The organism is Ruegeria alba, from assembly GCF_022321465.1.
Taxonomy (GTDB): domain Bacteria; phylum Pseudomonadota; class Alphaproteobacteria; order Rhodobacterales; family Rhodobacteraceae; genus Ruegeria_B; species Ruegeria_B alba.
In genome coordinates this window covers 75,657-91,186 of the sequence record NZ_JAKOEM010000017.1, presented here as the reverse complement: position 1 = coordinate 91,186, position 15,530 = coordinate 75,657, and the positions used below count along the sequence as shown (strand labels likewise).

Genomic DNA, 15,530 nt, shown 5'->3' with positions numbered 1-15,530 from the left:
GGTTGCGGTCTCGTAAACCTCCGCCTGCCCCAGCTTCATCTCGAACGCCAAAGCCGCAAGATGATCCGCCGACAGATAACCATAAGCGTCCTGGATCAGGTGCAGAAACTCGATCAGCAAATCCCGCCGCCGCGGACGATCCCCCAGCAAAGCCCGTACAGCCGCCAAACCCTCATCGCTATAAACACGACCCTTCGGCAATCGACGCCCTCGACCACGACCACTCTTCCATACGCCCGCATCATCCAGCGACATCTGTCAAAACCTCCTGCGGCACACGACATACCACCGCATGCAATATTCTCTATACTCAATTTATTTTCCTGACAGTCAATATGAAATTGGCCCTTTTCTGCATCGGTTCACCCGCTCTGACAGCGCTGTGGCAAGGGTTCGCGCCCAACTCAGAACCAGAACCGTCTGTTTTTTCGCAGAATTGGTTCTTTTTGGTTTCTTCGCAGGCAACTCATCAATCCCAACAAGATACAAAGGGGCAAAAATCTTTCCCTTGGGTAAAAAAGATGTTTGAAAAGTGCCAATTTTGATCCATCATCGCCACACCGCCGCTCAGATCGCAGTTCTGGTCTGAATTGGCCCACAAGACGCTGGCACTGGTCGCCCGATTGGTCCCCTGAAACGCCAGCCACACCCGGCAAAGCAAGGCCGGAGCCAACTGAGAACCAAGAGGGAAAACAAGATGTCACTGGACATAAGCGCAATACATGCAGAACAGGTCACCCTGAATTCACTGGTGCAGAACCTGCTCTATGCCTCGGGCACGGTCGGGGCCATTCTGGTCGTGGTCGGTCTGCTGCTGATCGACGCGGGCACCGCCCGGCGCAAGAACCTGTTCAATTCGACCATCGAGAAGACGCTGGGATTCTTCCTGGGCTTTGCCACCTATTACGTGATCGGCTTCGGCATCTGGGCGGCGCAGTATTACATCATGGTCGATGCCACCATGACGGATTCGATCAAGGACTGGTGGCTGGGTGGCGGCATGACCAACTCGCTGGCCCATCACGTGGACCCGGCGCTGTTTCCGGGGCTGAACACGTTCCAGATCTTCGTCTTCTTCCTCGCGGTCTTTGCCGGGATCATCAACATCCTGCTGCATTTCTCGGTCTCGGAACGGATGAAGGCCTCGGCCTATTACATCACCTGCGTGGTTGCCGCGGTGGTGTCCTCGGTGCTGAGCTGGGCCACCTGGGGGTCGGTCGGGCCGCTGACCAATGCGGGGTTCCACGACTTCTTTGGCGTCGGTTTCGTCTATCTGTTCCCGGCCGGCATGGCGCTGGTCTTTACCCCGAAGCTGGGCGCGCGCCCCGGCATGATGGAGCCGCATGCCCGCGTCTCGGCCTATCTGGCGCCCAGCATCGGGCTGTGCGCTCCGGGTCTGCTGCTGATCTTTGCCGGCCTGCCGATGGTGATCATGTCCTGCCTGTTCTTCTTTGACCCCGAGGCGCTGGCCGTAAGTGTGACCATGGCCGATACCAGCGTCGGTATCGCGCTGAACAACTATGCGCTGGTCTGGGCCGGCGGCGCGGTGACCGGGCTGATCCTGGCCTATCGTTCGGGCAATTATGCCTATACGCTGCTTGGGCCGCTTGCCGGTTACGTGGCGGGCGCATCGGGCTTTGACGTCTACCTGCCCTGGCAAGCCTTCCTGATCGGTCTGGCCGCGCCTTTCATCGCCTATGCCGTCTACGAATTCACGCTCAAGCGCGGCATTGACGAGCACAAGCTGTTCCCGCTGTTCCTGGGCTGCGGCACCTTTGGCATGATCGTGCTGGGCGTGTTCAAGGCGGGTACGCCGCGCGGTGGTTACCTGGGCTTTGAAGAGGGCGCCTATGCCTTTCAACATGGCCAGATCTCGCTGGGGATGCAGCTGGTGGGGATCGCGGTCTGCATCGGCGCCGGGGTTGTCACCGCGCTGATCCTGTCGGTGATCCTGGACAAGACCGTTGGCCTGCGGGTGGACGAGCATGACCAGATCGACGGGCTGGACAAGAAGATCTGGGACCTGGAGCCGGATGTGCATACCCATGCCGACAGCATCCCGCGCGCCTGATCTTTGACGCGCCATCAAGGCCCCGGCGGTTGCCGGGGCCTTTTGCTTTGCGCCGCCGCGCTTGTGGTTGGCCGGGCGAATGCCCTAACATGGGGCAGGCAAAGAGCAGCACGCGCGCCGCAACGAGGGCCATATGAACCAGACACTCAAGGCAGAGATGCCGATCGGCCAATCCATCGGCGAAACCGTCCGCATCGTGGCGGATACGCTGTTCGCGCGCATCAGTTCAGGCGAGTATCCGCCGGATTCGCGCCTGCCCAGCGAACGGGCGCTGGCCGCCGAACTGGGCGTGTCGCGCAATACGGTGCGCGAGGCGCTGGATGTGCTGGAAAACCGCGACATGATCCGCCGCCGCCAGGGCAGCGGCAGTTTCGTGACCTATCAGCTGGACAGCAAGGACACCCCTGCCCCCGGCTCGGTCGGCGAACGCACCAGCCCGCTGGACCATCTGATCGTGCGCTCGATCATCGAGCCCGAGATGATCCGGCTGGCGGTAATGAACATGACACCCAAGGAGCTGGACGAATTGGCGCAGACCGTCGCCCGCATCGAATCCGTGCGCGCCGATCAGGCCGAATTCACCCGCTGCGAAGAGGATTTCTATCGCCGGATCGCGCGCTCGACCCGCAATCCGCTTCTGGAATCCTGCTATGAGCTGACCATCGAGGTTTGCCGCCAAAGCTTTCGCACCGCGCTGATGCGCAAGCATCTGACGCCGGACCGCATCCAGAACTATCAGACCCGCTTCAACTCGTTGTTCAACGCCATCGCCACCCGCGATGTCGAGGCGGCGGTCGAAATCACCAAGCTGCATCTGGTCGAAGAACAGAAACTGTTCCTGCACGAGGGCTGAGCGCGCCGCGGGCGCCTTAGGCTCAGGACCCTGAGCCTAGTCCACCAGATCGCGGGTGGTCAGGCCGGTCTGCGCCTCGCCGGTTTCCAGCCTTTGCTGCCACATCTGGCCCGCCGCCTGCATATGGCGGCGCAACATGTCCTCGTGCTTGTCGAGCCAGGCCGGGATCGAGCCGAATTCGACGATGCGCGCGCGGCCCTCCTGAATGCGGACCACCGGCCAGTCGCCCACCAGCGCGTGGTCGATGCCAAAGATGCTCTCGCCCCACCAGCGCGCCGGGCCAAAGGCATGGGTGACGGGGTCCATCTGTTTCATCGTGGCCAGCACCGAGACCGGGTGGACCGATGCCACCTTTTCGACCGCGGCGTGCCAGATATCGAGGATGGCGACATATTCCCAGCTCACCGCGCTCCAGTTTCCGGGATAGCGGGCGTTGTACTCCTTGAAAAAGGTGCTGGGCCGGTTGAAGAAGAACGCCTTGCGCGCCAGTTTCGGGTCGTCGAAATCGGGAAACTGGAACAACGCGCCTTCCATGAATTCGGTCGAGGTCCGTGCCACCAGACGCTGGTAATTGTCCAGCGTGCAGGACAGGATTTGCCCGGAAAACCCCTTGGCATGGGCATATTCCGTCATCGCATGCACCATCGGCGTGTAACTGGTGCACCAGCACAGCAGATCGGGCTGCGCATCCAGCATCGGCTGCACGATGGCGGCGACATCGGTCATTTCGGGGTCGTATTCGACCTCTTTCACCACCGGTACACCGGCGGCCTCGAAGGCGGCGCGATAGGTGGCGATCGAGGGCAGGCCCAGTGCGTCTTTCTGGCTGCACATGGCGACCCGGCGCAGCTCGGGCCGGTTGCGCGCCAGCCAGTCGACGCCGGTCACGTTATAGATCGGGTGCACCTCGGACGGCGCGATCAGATAGCGGGTATCGGGCGACAGGTCGCTGGGCAACAGGGTCGAGGTCAGCACCTTGTTTTCGGTCAGAAAGCCGCGCAGCGGTGTAAAGGTATCGCCCCCCAGCATCATCAGCAGCTTCACCTGTTCGGTATGAACCAGATGGCGCGCGCCCTCCATCGCGCGCTCGGGGTCATAGCCGCAGTCGAAAGGCACGATGCTGACCGGATAGCGGCGCCCGCCCACCAGGATGCCGCCCGCCCGGTTCAGCCAATCCTCCCACAAACGGCAGCCATGCAGGCCCGGCAGGCCCCATGAGCTGACCGGCCCGGTCAGGGGCGCCAGAAACCCGATCTTGATCGGCTCGCTCATCCCCACCCGGTCCTGCGGGAAGAGAGACGTGACCGCCATGCGATGTGCGAAACTGGAGGATAGCATACCAATTTCTACCACTCCGCCGCGCAATGTCAAAAGGAGTTCGCCTTTATCAGAGGGGAAATTTTATCCCTGCGGTGAAAAATCGTTGACAGACTGGTCCGCGAAAAGCAACATCTGGTTCAGACCAAAAAGAACCAATTGATCCAACCAAGCAGGGAGACCGACATGACCAGCAAACGAGTGGCGATCATCGGCGCGGGACCGTCCGGCCTGGCGCAATTGCGCGCCTTTCAATCCGCCGCCGCCAAGGGCGAGGAGATCCCCGAGATCGTCTGTTTCGAGAAACAGGACAACTGGGGCGGGCTGTGGAACTACACCTGGCGCACCGGGCTGGATGAAAATGGCGAGCCGGTCCATTGCTCGATGTATCGTTACCTGTGGTCGAACGGCCCCAAGGAAGGTCTGGAATTCGCCGACTATTCGTTCGAAGAGCATTTCGGCAAGCAGATCGCCTCCTACCCGCCGCGCGCCGTGTTGTTCGACTATATCGAGGGCCGGGTTCTGAAGGCCAATGTGCGCGACTGGATCCGCTTCAACACCGCCGTGCGCTGGATCGACTACAATGACGAGACCGGCCAGTTCAAGGTCACCGTGCATGACCACACCAAGGACCATGTCTATTCCGAGGAATTCGATCATGTGATCTGTGCCTCGGGCCATTTCTCGACCCCGAACGTGCCCCATTACGAAGGTTTCGAGACCTTCAACGGCCGGCTGGTGCATGCCCACGACTTCCGCGACGCGCGCGAATTCGCGGGCAAGGACATCTTGGTCGTCGGCTCCTCCTACTCGGCCGAGGATATCGGCTCGCAATGCTGGAAATACGGCGCCAAGTCGATCACCTCATGCTATCGCTCGGCGCCCATGGGCTTCAAATGGCCCGACAACTGGGAAGAAAAGCCCGCGCTGGTCAAGGTCGACAAGAACACCGTGTTCTTCTCGGATGGCACCTCGCGCGAGGTGGACGCGATCATCCTGTGCACCGGCTACAAGCATTTCTTCAACTTCCTGCCCGACGATCTGCGCCTGAAGACCGCCAACCGCCTGGCCACCGCCGATCTCTACAAGGGTGTGGCTTATGTCCATAACCCCAAGATGTTCTATCTGGGCATGCAGGACCAGTGGTTCACCTTCAACATGTTCGACGCCCAGGCCTGGTGGGTGCGCGACGCGATCATGGGCAAGATCGACCTGTCCAATGTCACCAAGGAACAGATGCTGGCGGATGTGAAAGAGCGGGAGACCCGCGAAGAGGCCGATGACGACGTCAAATACGCGATCCGCTATCAGGCCGATTACGTCAAGGAACTGGTGGCTGAAACCGACTATCCCAGCTTTGACATCGACGGCGCTTGCGAGGCCTTCTTCCAGTGGAAGAAGCACAAGGCCGAAGACATCATGGCCTTCCGCAACAACAGCTATACCTCGGTGATCACCGGCACGCTGGCCCCGGTCCATCACACCCCGTGGAAGGACGCGCTGGACGACAGCATGGAGGCGTATCTGCGCAACTGACATGTTCGGGGCGGGCTCGAAAACCGCCCCGGGCATTCCGGCACCTCTGTTTGCCCACAGAGGTCGCCACGCTCGCCCGTTCGGCCCATCCGTACCGGCGAAACTCCCGCGGCAGGTTCGATTCTGTTCTCCCCGTCTTGCCGCGGGACCCCATTCAGGGCAACGGCCCGGTCAGTTCAGACCCAGCCGCGCCTTCTTGTCATCGGCCCATTTCATGATGACCATGTCAAAGGTCAGCGCCATCAGCGTCACGCAGATGCCCAGAACAAAGTTCTTGCCCAGATCGGTTCCTGCCAGTGTCCGCTGCAACTCCTGCCCCAGGTCCTGAGTCCCGATGAAGGCGGCGATGATCACCATGAAGAACGCGAACATGATCGCCTGGTTGAACCCCACCGCCATGGTCGGCAGCGCCAGCGGCAGCTGCACATTCCACAGTTTCTGCATCCGGGTGGCGCCCGACATGTCGGCGGCCTCGGTCATCTCGTCGGGCACGTTGCGCAGCCCCTCGATCGTGTAGCGCACCAAGGGCACCATGGAAAAGATCAGGATCGACATCACGACCGAGGTCGCGGTGATGCCGAACAGCATGATCGCCGGGATCAGGTAGATGAAGCTGGGAAAGGTCTGCGCCGTATCACAGGCCAGCAGCACCGCATTGGCCGTCTTTTCCTTGCGTGCGGCGAGGATGCCGATGGGCACGCCCAACAGCAGCGCGATACTGACGGCCGCCAGCACCGAATAGAGCGTGATCACCGAGCGGTCCCACCAGCCGGTCAGCGCGACGAGGCCAAAGAATACCGCCGCCAGCACCGCCTCGCGCCGTCCCGCCACCAGCAGTGCGGCCGCCGAGACGAGCAGAACAAAGGCTACGGTCGGAATGCTCAGCATGAAATCGCGCAGCGGGTTCAGCACCCAGATATTCAGCACATAGCGGATCGAATTGGTGATCGACTGCACCAGGTCAATGGCCAGAAAGTTCTTGATCAGCGTGTCGATTTCCTTGCCCTGCGACCAGGATTGCTTGCGTCCGACCTCGGACAGGATCGGCACGAACTGGGCGATCAGGGTAAAGCCGACAAAGGCGCCGATAGCCATCAGCAGGAACTTGTGCCGGATCCAGAAGGGCGTTCCGCGCTCGAAATGCTCGGGCAGCTTGACCACCCAGGCCTTGGACATGCGGTCCAGCGTCACCGCCAGCAGCACGATGGTCACCCCGATCTCGAACGAGCGGCCGATCTTGAAACTGCCCATCATCGCCAGCAGCTTGGCCCCCAGCCCCGGCATGCCGATAAAGGCGGTCAGGACCACCATCGCCAGACACAGCATGATGACCTGGTTGACGCCCACCAGGATCTCGGTCCGGGCGGCGGGGATATAGACATGGCGCAGCATCTGCCAGCGGGTGCAGCCGCTCATCTTGCCGGCCTCGACCACTTCGGGGCTGACCTTTTGCAGACCCAGCGTGGTCATCAGGATCATCGGGGGGATGGCATAGACGGTGGTCGCCACCGCCCCGGCCGTTGGCCCCACCTTGAAGAAGATCACCGCCGGCAAGAGGTAGGTGAAGAACGGCAGCGTCTGCAACACCGCCAGCACCGGGCGCAGCACCGCGTCAAAGCTGGGGGATTTCCAGGCCGTGATGCCCAGCACCAGCCCGATGACAAAGGCCAGCGGTGCGGCAACGACCAGCACCGACATGGTCTGCATCGCGATGTCCCATTGCCCGATCATCGCGGTCCAGACAAAGGTGCCCCCCGCCAGCAGCGCCATGCGCCAGCCGCCCAGGTAATAGCCCACCACCGCCGCCATGGCGGCAATCGCGCTCCAGGGGATGGGGCCGATATTGGGCCAGCGCCGCTTGCCGAACAGCAGGTTGGCAGTGGCGTCCAGCACCACCTCAAGCCCGTCGGTCAGCAGACGGGTCAGCGCCAGCAGGCCCAGATCGTCCTTGACGAAGTTGAAAATCGCGTCGAGCCAGGTTGCAAAGGGCGGAATGATCGCCTCGGGCAGCCGGTGCAGCCATGCGGGCAACAGCCCGGCATAGTGCAGCAGCGTCATCATCACCGCCAGACCGATCATGGCCAGACCCAGCGTCTTGCGCGGCAGCGCCGGGGCGGTTGTGGCGGCTTCTGTGGTTGTCGCCGTCATCAGCTTGCCTTCAGCAGGATGTCGAGCGCGCCCTGACGGTCGAGCGCACCGATCACCTGCCCCTTGTCGGCAACCGGGATCAGGTCGCGGCTGTCATTGACCAACAGGCGGGCCAGCTGCTGTACCGTGGCCCCGGCCTCGACCGGCTGGCCCTCGCCCGCCACGCCCGCGCGCGCCAGAACACCGGCATGCACCACGCGGGCCTTGTCGATCTCTTCGGTGAACTTGGCGACATAGTCGGTGGTCGGGTTCATCACGATCTGGTCGGGCGTATCGCATTGTTCGACCGCGCCGTCTTTCATGATGGCGATCCGGTCGGCCAGGCGCAGCGCCTCGTCGAAATCATGGGTGATGAAGACGATGGTCTTGCCCAGCATCGCCTGAAGCCGCAGGAACTCGTCCTGCATCTCGCGCCGGATCAGCGGGTCCAGCGCCGAAAACGGCTCGTCCAGGAACCAGATATCGGGTTCGATCGCCAGGCTGCGGGCAATGCCGACGCGCTGCTGCTGACCGCCGCTCAGCTCGCGCGGGAAATAATCCTCGCGCCCGGCAAGGCCGACCAGTTCGATCACCTCCAGCGCGCGTTTGCGCCGGGTGTGCCGGTCCTGCCCGCGCATTTCCAGCGGAAAGGCTACATTGTCCAGCACCGTGCGATGCGGCAGCAGGCCAAAGGACTGGAAAACCATGCCCATCTTGTTGCGGCGCAGCTCGATCAGATCCTTTTCGCTCAGATCCCCGATGATCTGCCCATCGACCTCGATACTGCCGCCAGTGATCTCGTGCAGGCGCGAGAAACAGCGCACCAGCGTCGACTTGCCCGAGCCCGAAAGGCCCATGATCACCAGCATCTCGCCCCGCCCCACATCCAGCGAGACATCCCGCACCCCGGCGATATAGCCGTCGGCGCGGATATCTTCGAACGACCGGCCCGGTTGCAGCGTTTTCAGGTAACCGACCGGATCCTTGCCAAATATCTTCCACACATTCCTTGCCGAGATGACAGGACTGCCCATGATCCTCACCTTTCAAGAGAAATGGCTTGTCCGACCGCGTGTGCCGGACAAGCGCGATGGTCTGTCGTTCTCAGGTGAACGGCTCAGCCATCCAGCCAGGGGCGCCAGATATCCTCGTTGGCTTCCAGCCAGGCCTCGGCGGCCTCGTCGGGCTCCATCTCGTCGACATCGACCAGCTTGGCCATCTCGGCGATCTGCGGATTGGTGAAGGAGATACGGGTCAGCACCGCATAGGCATCGGGCCATTTGGCCTCCATCCCCTCCCACGCGGCTTTCTTCAGATAGCCGGTGGCGGGGTTGCCGCAGTCATAAAGCGCATCGGGGTTGGGGCCGACCGCGGGGTCCTTGTCGCAGCCATCGACCCATTCGGGGAACTCCACGAACTCGCCCGGCCAGACCGCTTCGGCAAAGTTCGGGGTCCAGTTGAACACCACCACCGGGCGCTTGTCGGCCTCGGCCGCGCCGATCTCGGCCCAGAGTGCCGCAGCCGAACCGGCGTTGATCACCTCGAAGTTCATGCCCAATGCCTCGACCCGCTCCTTGCCATGCTTGAGCCAGTCGACCGGACCGTCCAGATAGCGGCCCTTGTCGCCGGTCTCGGCGGTGGCGAACACGGCGGCGCAGTCATTCAGCGCCTTCCAGTCTGGCAGACCCGGGCAAGCGTCCTTGGTCCACATCGGATACCACCAATCCTCGCGGGTGACGGCGTCATGATCGCCGACATCGACGATGCCGCCCTTTTCCAGCGCGGCGCGGAACGAGGCACCAAAGGCCCCTTCCCACACTTCCAACTCCAGCGTCACATCGCCCAGGCGCACCGATTCATAGACCGCCTGGCTGTCGGTGGTGACATATTCGACCGAGTTGCCCATCTCTTCGAAGATCTGGCCCACAACGTTCGACATAACGATCTGAGAGGACCAGTTATGGATCGGAATCACGATCGGGTCGCTGCTGTCGGCCATCGCAGCCAGCGGAGAGAGCGCCACAACGCCGGTGGCGAGCGCAGTCGTAATTTTCTTCATTTTCATCATTCTCCCTGTTGGGCCGGTATCATTTGCAACGACTTCTCGAAACAATCGCGCGCTTCCGGGCCTGCCATGAGTGTTCCGAAAACTTTACTTTCTGTCAAATATTTTTCACTGCAGTAGAATGTTACATTTTTTAGGACTGAATCCGATGCCCGTTTTTTGGGCAGTGAACCACGGGTTGGGCAGTCTCCAAACGGATCGCGGCGCGATGAAGGCATCGCGCCGCAATGTTCAGAAAGAGCATGAAGGTGATCGGCCTTACCGTTGAAATATCATCATTTATCAAGACACGGATACGAAGGGTTCAAGCCAGACCTGACGCGTTCTTTTCGTGTCCTGACCGGTCAAACCGGTTGCGCGCCCGGCGCGACCGAGGCCGCCAGCAGGTCTCGGGTATAGGCATGCTCGGCCCGCATCGCGCGCAGGGCCTCGACCCCCATCACCTCGACGATCTCGCCATCCTTCATCACCGCCAGCCGGTCACACATGTGACCGATCACCGCCAGATCGTGACTGACCATCAGATAGGTCAGCTTGTGTTCCTCGCGCAGATCGGTGAGCAGATTGAGGATCTCGGCCTGAACCGAGACATCCAGCGCCGAAGTCGGCTCGTCCAAGAGCAGGATCTCGGGCTCGCCCGCCAACGCGCGGGCAATCGCCACCCGCTGCCGCTGACCGCCCGAGAGCTGGTGCGGATAGCGAAAGCGGAACCGCCCGCCCAGCCCGACATCGTCCAACAGACGCCGCACGCGGGCGTCGATATCGGGGATGCCGTGCAGATGCAGGGTTTCCGACAGGACCTGATCCACCGAATGGCGCGGATGCAGCGAGGCATAGGGGTCCTGAAACACCATCTGCACCTTGCGGAAGAAGGCACGGTCACGCTTGCCGCCCGCCAGTGCCTGACCGTCGATATCGACCCGGCCCGACCAGTCGGGCGCCAGCCCGGTGATCGCCCGCAGGATGGTGGACTTGCCCGAGCCACTTTCCCCCACCAGGCCAAAGCTCTCGCCGCGCGCCACCGAGAAACTGGCGCCGCGCACCGCGTCGACCCGGTCGGGGCCATGGCCGAACCAGACGTTCAGCCCCTCGATCTCGATCATGCTCATGCCCGGCCTCCGACGCTTGGCGCCTCGGACCAGGCGGGATCGCGGCTCAGCACCTCCAGCTTGGCGCGCGGCTGGTCCAGCCGCGGCAGCGAGTTCAACAGGCCCCGCGTATAGGGATGCGTCGCCTGATGCAGCTTGTCGGCGTCGCAAACCTCGACGATGCGGCCCGCATACATGATCAGCACCCGGTCGCAGAATTCGGACACCAGATTGAGGTCGTGACTGATGAAGATCAGCCCCATGCCGCGCTGTTTCACCAGATCGTCCATGATGTTCAGCACCTGCCGCTGCACCGACACGTCCAGCGCCGAGGTCGGCTCGTCCGCGATCAGGATCTGCGGGTTGGGGATCAGCATCATCGCGATCATGATCCGCTGCCCCATGCCGCCCGAAACCTCGTGCGGATAGGCCCGCATCACCCGTTCAGGGTCGCGGATCGACACCGCGTCAAGCATCTCCAGCGAGCGTTTGCGCGCCTCGGCCTTGCCCACCTTGTTATGCAGCAGATAGGCCTCCATGATCTGGTCGCCCACGCGCATCACCGGGTTCAGCGAGAATTTGGGGTCCTGCATCACCATCGAGATGCGCTCGCCCCGCACCGCGCGCATGTCCTTTTCGCTGAGATCCAGCAGGTTCTGCCCCTCCAGCGCGATCCGGTCGGCCTCGATCATCCCCGGCGGGCGGATCAGGCGCAGGATGGCGCGGCCGGTCATCGACTTGCCCGAACCGCTTTCGCCCACAATGCCCAGCCGCTCGCGTCCCAGCGAGAAGGATATGCCGCGCACCGCCTCGACCACGCCCTGACGGGTGGGGAACTTGACCCACAGGTTTTCCACGTCCAAGAGGCTCATTGACTGCCCTCCTTGGGGTCGAGCACATCGCGCAACCCGTCGCCCAGCAGGTTGAAGGCAAGGCTGACGGTAAAGATCGCCAGCCCCGGCATGGTGGCCACCCACCAGTGATCGAGGATGAAGCGGCGCCCCTCGGAGATCATCGCGCCCCATTCCGGGCTGGGTGGCTGCGCGCCCAGACCGAGAAAGCCCAGACCGGCGGCGGCAAGGATGATCCCCGCCATGTCCAGCGTCACCCGCACGATCAGCGACGAGATGCAAAGCGGCCAGATATGCTTGGTGATGATCCGCACCGGGCTGGCCCCCTGCAGGCGCACCGCGCTGATATAGTCCGAGGCGCGGATGGTCAGCGTCTCGGCCCGCGCCATGCGCGCATAGGGCGGCCAGGCGGTGAGCGAGATCGCCAGCACCGCGTTTTCGATCCCCGCGCCCAGCGCCGCCACAAAGGCCAGCGCCAGAACCAGCCGGGGAAAGGCCAGAAAGATGTCGGTGACCCGCATCAGGATCACATCGACCCAGCCGCCGACATAGCCCGCCACGGTGCCCACCAACAGCCCCGCCACAGGCGCGATCAAGGCGACCAGCGCCACGATATAAAGGGTGATGCGGCTGCCATAGATCAAGCGGCTCAGGATATCGCGGCCCAGGCTGTCGGTGCCGAAAGGGTGGCCGGGGCTGCCCAGCGGCTGCAACCGGTTGCCCAGGTTCTGCACATAGGGATCATGCGGTGCCAGAAAGGGCGCAAACAGCGCCATAAGCACCAGCGCCACCAGAATGCCCAGCCCGAACATCGCCATGGTATTACCGCGCAGGGTCAGCCAGCCCTTGTAAAGGCTGGCCAGCCGCGCATGACGGCGCGAGGTCGGCTCGTCGGTCAAGAGCCATTGCCGCAAGGTGAGTGTTTCGCTCATTTCGCCCTCGGATCGAAGACCCGGTAGAGCAGGTCGGAAAAGAGATTGAGACAGATGAAGATCAGCCCCACCACGACGGTTCCGCCCAGAACGGCGTTCATGTCGGCGCTGAGGAGCGCGGTGGTGATATAGCTGCCGATCCCGGGCCAGCTGAAGATGATCTCGGTCAGCACCGACCCTTCGAGCAGGTTGGCATAGCTCAGCGCGATCACCGTGATCAACTGCACGCGGATGTTGCGAAAGGCATGACCCCAGATCACCTGCCGCTCGGACATGCCCTTGACGCGGGCGGTGGTGATGTATTCCGCCGACAACTGCTCCAGCATGAAGGATCGCGTCATGCGGCTGATATAGGCCAGCGAGTAATAGCCCAGCAGGGTCGCAGGCAGGATGATATGCGAGAAGGCGTTGCGGAACACGCCCCAGTCGCCGGCGATGGCACTGTCGATCAGGATCATGCCGGTACGCGAGGGCACGATGTCCTGGTAAAAGATATCGAGCCGCCCCGGCCCGCCGACCCAGCCCAGCACGCCGTAAAACACCAGCAGACCCATCAGGCCCAGCCAGAAGATCGGCATCGAATAACCCACCAGCGCCACGACACGGGCGATCTGGTCGATCCAGCTGCCCCGGCGCACGGCGGCGATGACGCCCAGCGGCACGCCCAGCAGCACGCCGATCAGCGTGCCCAGCGTGGCCAGTTCCAGCGTGGCGGGAAAGACGCGGGCGATATCCTCGGAAACCGGGCGCGCGTTCAGCAGCGACATGCCGAAATCGCCATGCAGCACGTCCCAGAGGTAATAGAGAAACTGCACCAACAGCGGCTTGTCGAGGCCAAGCTGCTCGTAGACCGCGTCATAGGTGGATTGGCTGGCGCGTTCGCCCACGATCGCCAGCACCGGGTCGATCGGCATGACCCGACCAATGACGAAGGTGACAAAGAGCAGCCCCAGCATGGTGATCGAGACCGACCCCAATGCCACCAGGACCGCCTTCAACCAAGGGGCGAGAGACGCGCGAACGCGCCTCTCGCGAGTGTTTTCCGTCAGTGCCATTTACTTGGTGACTTGCCAGTAGGACGCCGAGGTGATGGCCTGCCCGGTCGAGAAGTTCATCACGTTGTCGCGCTGCGCCGATTGCTCGATCTGCTGGAACATGACGACAAAAGGCGAGGTTTCGCGGAACTCGGCCTGGATCTCGTCATACATCTTGGCGCGGATGTCGCGATCGTTCTCGATGACCGCTGCGGCGGTCTTTTCGGTCAGCCCGCCGGTGTCCCAGCTGTTGCGCCATGCCAAGAGACCGGTGGCCTGGGCCGCGTCGGAATTGTCCGGGTTATAGGCAAAGGTGCCCGCATTGGTGTGCGGATCGGGATAGTCCGGTCCCCAGGCACCCAGATAGACATCCAGTTCCCGCGCGCGGTAGCGTCCGAGGATCTGCTTGGCCGTACCGATGGTGATGTTCATCTTGATCCCCACCTGCCCCAGCGAGTTCTGCAGCGACTGGGCGATCTCGATGCGTTCCTGCGCCTCGCGCACGCCGACCTCGATCTCCATGCCTTCGGGAATGCCCGCCTCGGCCAAGAGCGCCTTGGCCTTTTCCACGTCATAGGTGAACGGCGCGGCATCCGAAGCCCCCAGATAGGTCTGCGGCAGGAAGTTCTGGTGGATCGTGTACTGACCGCTGAGGAAGCTGTTCTTCATCCCTTCGTAATCGATCAGGTACTTGAAGGCCTGCCGCACCTGCGGCTTGCTGAGTTCGGGGTGCTTCTGGCTGAGCGAGACATACATCAGCCGCCCCTTCAGCTCTTCCTCGACCTTGACGCCCTCGGCATCGCGAACGCCCGCGATATCCTCGGGGTTGAGGTTGCGGGCGATGTCGATATCGCCACGCTCCAGCAGCAGACGCTGGCTGGCGCTTTCCTGCACGTGGCGCACGATCACGCGCTCCATCGCCGGAGCACCGCGGTAATAATCGGGGTTCGACTGGATCGTCACGCTTTCATTCGGCTTCCAGCTGACCAGCTTGTAGGCGCCCGACCCGGCGGTGTTGGTCTTGAGCCAGGTATTGCCCATGTCGCCATCCTGCTCGTTCGCCATGACGACTTCCTTGTCGACAATGCCGCCGATGGTCGCCGTCAGACAGTTCAGCACGAACGAGGTCGCATAGGGTTTGTCGGTGGTGATGGTGACCGTGTTGCCTTCGGCCTTGATAGTCTCGGCCACGTTTTCGGCGGTAAAGCCGAACTGGGTCAGGATGAATGCCGGCGTCTTGTTCAGGATCACCGCCCGTTGCAACGAGAATTCCACATCCTCGGCGCGCACCGGGTTGCCGGAATGGAATTTCAGCCCCTCGCGGATGGTAAAGGTGATCGAGCGCTTGTCCTCGCTCACCGTCCAGCTTTCGGCGATCTCGGGCTGATAACCCGCCTTCAGGTTCATCGGATCGAAGTTGACCAGTTTCATATAGACATTGCGGCTGACATCCGAGCCCGCGAATTCAAAGCTCTCGGCCGGATCCAGCGTGGTGATATCGTCGATCCGGTTCGCGATCACCAGCATGTTGGGCGGCGTCTCGGCCTGTGCCATCGGCACCGGAGCGGTCATCACGACGGCCGCGCCCAGCACGGCGGTCGATAGAAGTCGGTTCAAAGCATTCATTTTGTCTTTTCCTCTCCTGTTGTCTTGGTC

13 protein-coding genes are annotated in these 15,530 nt (G+C 62.3%); 3 read left to right on the top strand and 10 right to left on the bottom strand.

Features of this window, described 5'->3' with window-relative positions:
* The coding region (locus MB818_RS16655; RefSeq protein ID WP_238905779.1) for an NAD(P)H-dependent oxidoreductase subunit E at positions 1–255 on the bottom strand (255 nt) is incomplete at its 3' end.
* A gap of 442 nt (positions 256–697) precedes the next feature.
* On the opposite strand from MB818_RS16655, the gene MB818_RS16650 reads away from it, so the two are divergent.
* Entirely contained in the window at positions 698–2,071 is a 1,374-nt protein-coding gene (locus MB818_RS16650; RefSeq protein ID WP_234177739.1) for an ammonium transporter, read from the top strand.
* A 133-nt stretch (positions 2,072–2,204) separates the two neighbouring features.
* The gene (locus MB818_RS16645; RefSeq protein ID WP_234138067.1) at positions 2,205–2,924 is read left to right on the top strand and encodes a FadR/GntR family transcriptional regulator; all 720 of its coding nucleotides are present in this window, start codon (positions 2,205–2,207) and stop codon (positions 2,922–2,924) included.
* A 36-nt stretch (positions 2,925–2,960) separates the two neighbouring features.
* Here MB818_RS16645 and MB818_RS16640 read toward each other — a convergent pair whose 3' ends face one another.
* The gene (locus MB818_RS16640; RefSeq protein ID WP_234138063.1) at positions 2,961–4,262 is read right to left on the bottom strand and encodes an ABC transporter substrate-binding protein; all 1,302 of its coding nucleotides are present in this window, start codon (positions 4,260–4,262) and stop codon (positions 2,961–2,963) included.
* A 165-nt stretch (positions 4,263–4,427) separates the two neighbouring features.
* Here MB818_RS16640 and MB818_RS16635 point away from each other — a divergent pair, with 165 nt between their 5' ends.
* Positions 4,428–5,777: a trimethylamine monooxygenase gene (locus tag MB818_RS16635; protein WP_234145537.1), complete on the top strand. Its 1,350-nt coding sequence runs from the start codon at positions 4,428–4,430 to the stop codon at positions 5,775–5,777.
* Between the two features lie 171 nt (positions 5,778–5,948).
* Here the strand turns inward: MB818_RS16635 and MB818_RS16630 are convergent, their stop codons facing one another.
* The 8 genes from MB818_RS16630 to MB818_RS16595 form a co-directional block, all read right to left on the bottom strand.
* Positions 5,949–7,925 (bottom strand): ABC transporter permease, encoded by a 1,977-nt coding sequence (locus MB818_RS16630; RefSeq protein ID WP_234162897.1) that lies wholly within the window; start codon positions 7,923–7,925, stop codon positions 5,949–5,951.
* A complete protein-coding gene (locus tag MB818_RS16625) occupies positions 7,925–8,938 on the bottom strand; it encodes a quaternary amine ABC transporter ATP-binding protein (protein ID WP_234138048.1) in 1,014 nt (337 codons plus the stop codon). The genes MB818_RS16630 and MB818_RS16625 overlap by 1 nt, the downstream gene beginning before the upstream one ends.
* An 83-nt stretch (positions 8,939–9,021) precedes the next feature.
* On the bottom strand, positions 9,022–9,963 hold the full coding sequence (locus MB818_RS16620) for an ABC transporter substrate-binding protein (RefSeq protein WP_234145535.1): 942 nt from the start codon (positions 9,961–9,963) through the stop codon (positions 9,022–9,024).
* A gap of 350 nt (positions 9,964–10,313) precedes the next feature.
* Positions 10,314–11,078 carry an ABC transporter ATP-binding protein gene (locus MB818_RS16615; RefSeq protein WP_234145534.1) on the bottom strand — a complete coding sequence of 255 codons (765 nt, stop codon included), beginning with the start codon at positions 11,076–11,078 and terminating at the stop codon, positions 10,314–10,316.
* On the bottom strand, positions 11,075–11,929 hold the full coding sequence (locus MB818_RS16610; RefSeq protein ID WP_234138038.1) for an ABC transporter ATP-binding protein: 855 nt from the start codon (positions 11,927–11,929) through the stop codon (positions 11,075–11,077). The genes MB818_RS16615 and MB818_RS16610 overlap by 4 nt, the downstream gene beginning before the upstream one ends.
* On the bottom strand, positions 11,926–12,840 hold the full coding sequence (nikC, locus tag MB818_RS16605; protein WP_234138033.1) for a nickel transporter permease: 915 nt from the start codon (positions 12,838–12,840) through the stop codon (positions 11,926–11,928). Before nikC ends, MB818_RS16610 begins: the two co-directional genes overlap by 4 nt.
* Positions 12,837–13,895: an ABC transporter permease gene (locus MB818_RS16600; protein ID WP_234138029.1), complete on the bottom strand. Its 1,059-nt coding sequence runs from the start codon at positions 13,893–13,895 to the stop codon at positions 12,837–12,839. The genes nikC and MB818_RS16600 overlap by 4 nt, the downstream gene beginning before the upstream one ends.
* The gene (locus MB818_RS16595) at positions 13,896–15,500 is read right to left on the bottom strand and encodes an ABC transporter substrate-binding protein (protein ID WP_234138025.1); all 1,605 of its coding nucleotides are present in this window, start codon (positions 15,498–15,500) and stop codon (positions 13,896–13,898) included. It abuts the gene before it with no gap.
* Between the last annotated feature and the right edge of the window lie 30 nt (positions 15,501–15,530).

Bases quoted from the DNA above. Each gene is read 5' to 3' on its own strand.
- MB818_RS16610 (WP_234138038.1), bottom strand. From the start codon at position 11,929: ATGAGCCTCTTGGACGTGGAAAACCTGTGGGTCAAGTTCCCCACCCGT.
- MB818_RS16635 (WP_234145537.1), top strand. From the start codon at position 4,428: ATGACCAGCAAACGAGTGGCGATCATCGGCGCGGGACCGTCCGGCCTG.
- nikC (WP_234138033.1), bottom strand. From the start codon at position 12,840: ATGAGCGAAACACTCACCTTGCGGCAATGGCTCTTGACCGACGAGCCG.
- MB818_RS16645 (WP_234138067.1), top strand. From the start codon at position 2,205: ATGAACCAGACACTCAAGGCAGAGATGCCGATCGGCCAATCCATCGGC.
- MB818_RS16595 (WP_234138025.1), bottom strand. From the start codon at position 15,500: ATGAATGCTTTGAACCGACTTCTATCGACCGCCGTGCTGGGCGCGGCC.
- MB818_RS16625 (WP_234138048.1), bottom strand. From the start codon at position 8,938: ATGGGCAGTCCTGTCATCTCGGCAAGGAATGTGTGGAAGATATTTGGC.
- MB818_RS16650 (WP_234177739.1), top strand. From the start codon at position 698: ATGTCACTGGACATAAGCGCAATACATGCAGAACAGGTCACCCTGAAT.
- MB818_RS16640 (WP_234138063.1), bottom strand. From the start codon at position 4,262: ATGCTATCCTCCAGTTTCGCACATCGCATGGCGGTCACGTCTCTCTTC.
- MB818_RS16620 (WP_234145535.1), bottom strand. From the start codon at position 9,963: ATGAAGAAAATTACGACTGCGCTCGCCACCGGCGTTGTGGCGCTCTCT.
- MB818_RS16630 (WP_234162897.1), bottom strand. From the start codon at position 7,925: ATGACGGCGACAACCACAGAAGCCGCCACAACCGCCCCGGCGCTGCCG.
- MB818_RS16615 (WP_234145534.1), bottom strand. From the start codon at position 11,078: ATGAGCATGATCGAGATCGAGGGGCTGAACGTCTGGTTCGGCCATGGC.
- MB818_RS16600 (WP_234138029.1), bottom strand. From the start codon at position 13,895: ATGGCACTGACGGAAAACACTCGCGAGAGGCGCGTTCGCGCGTCTCTC.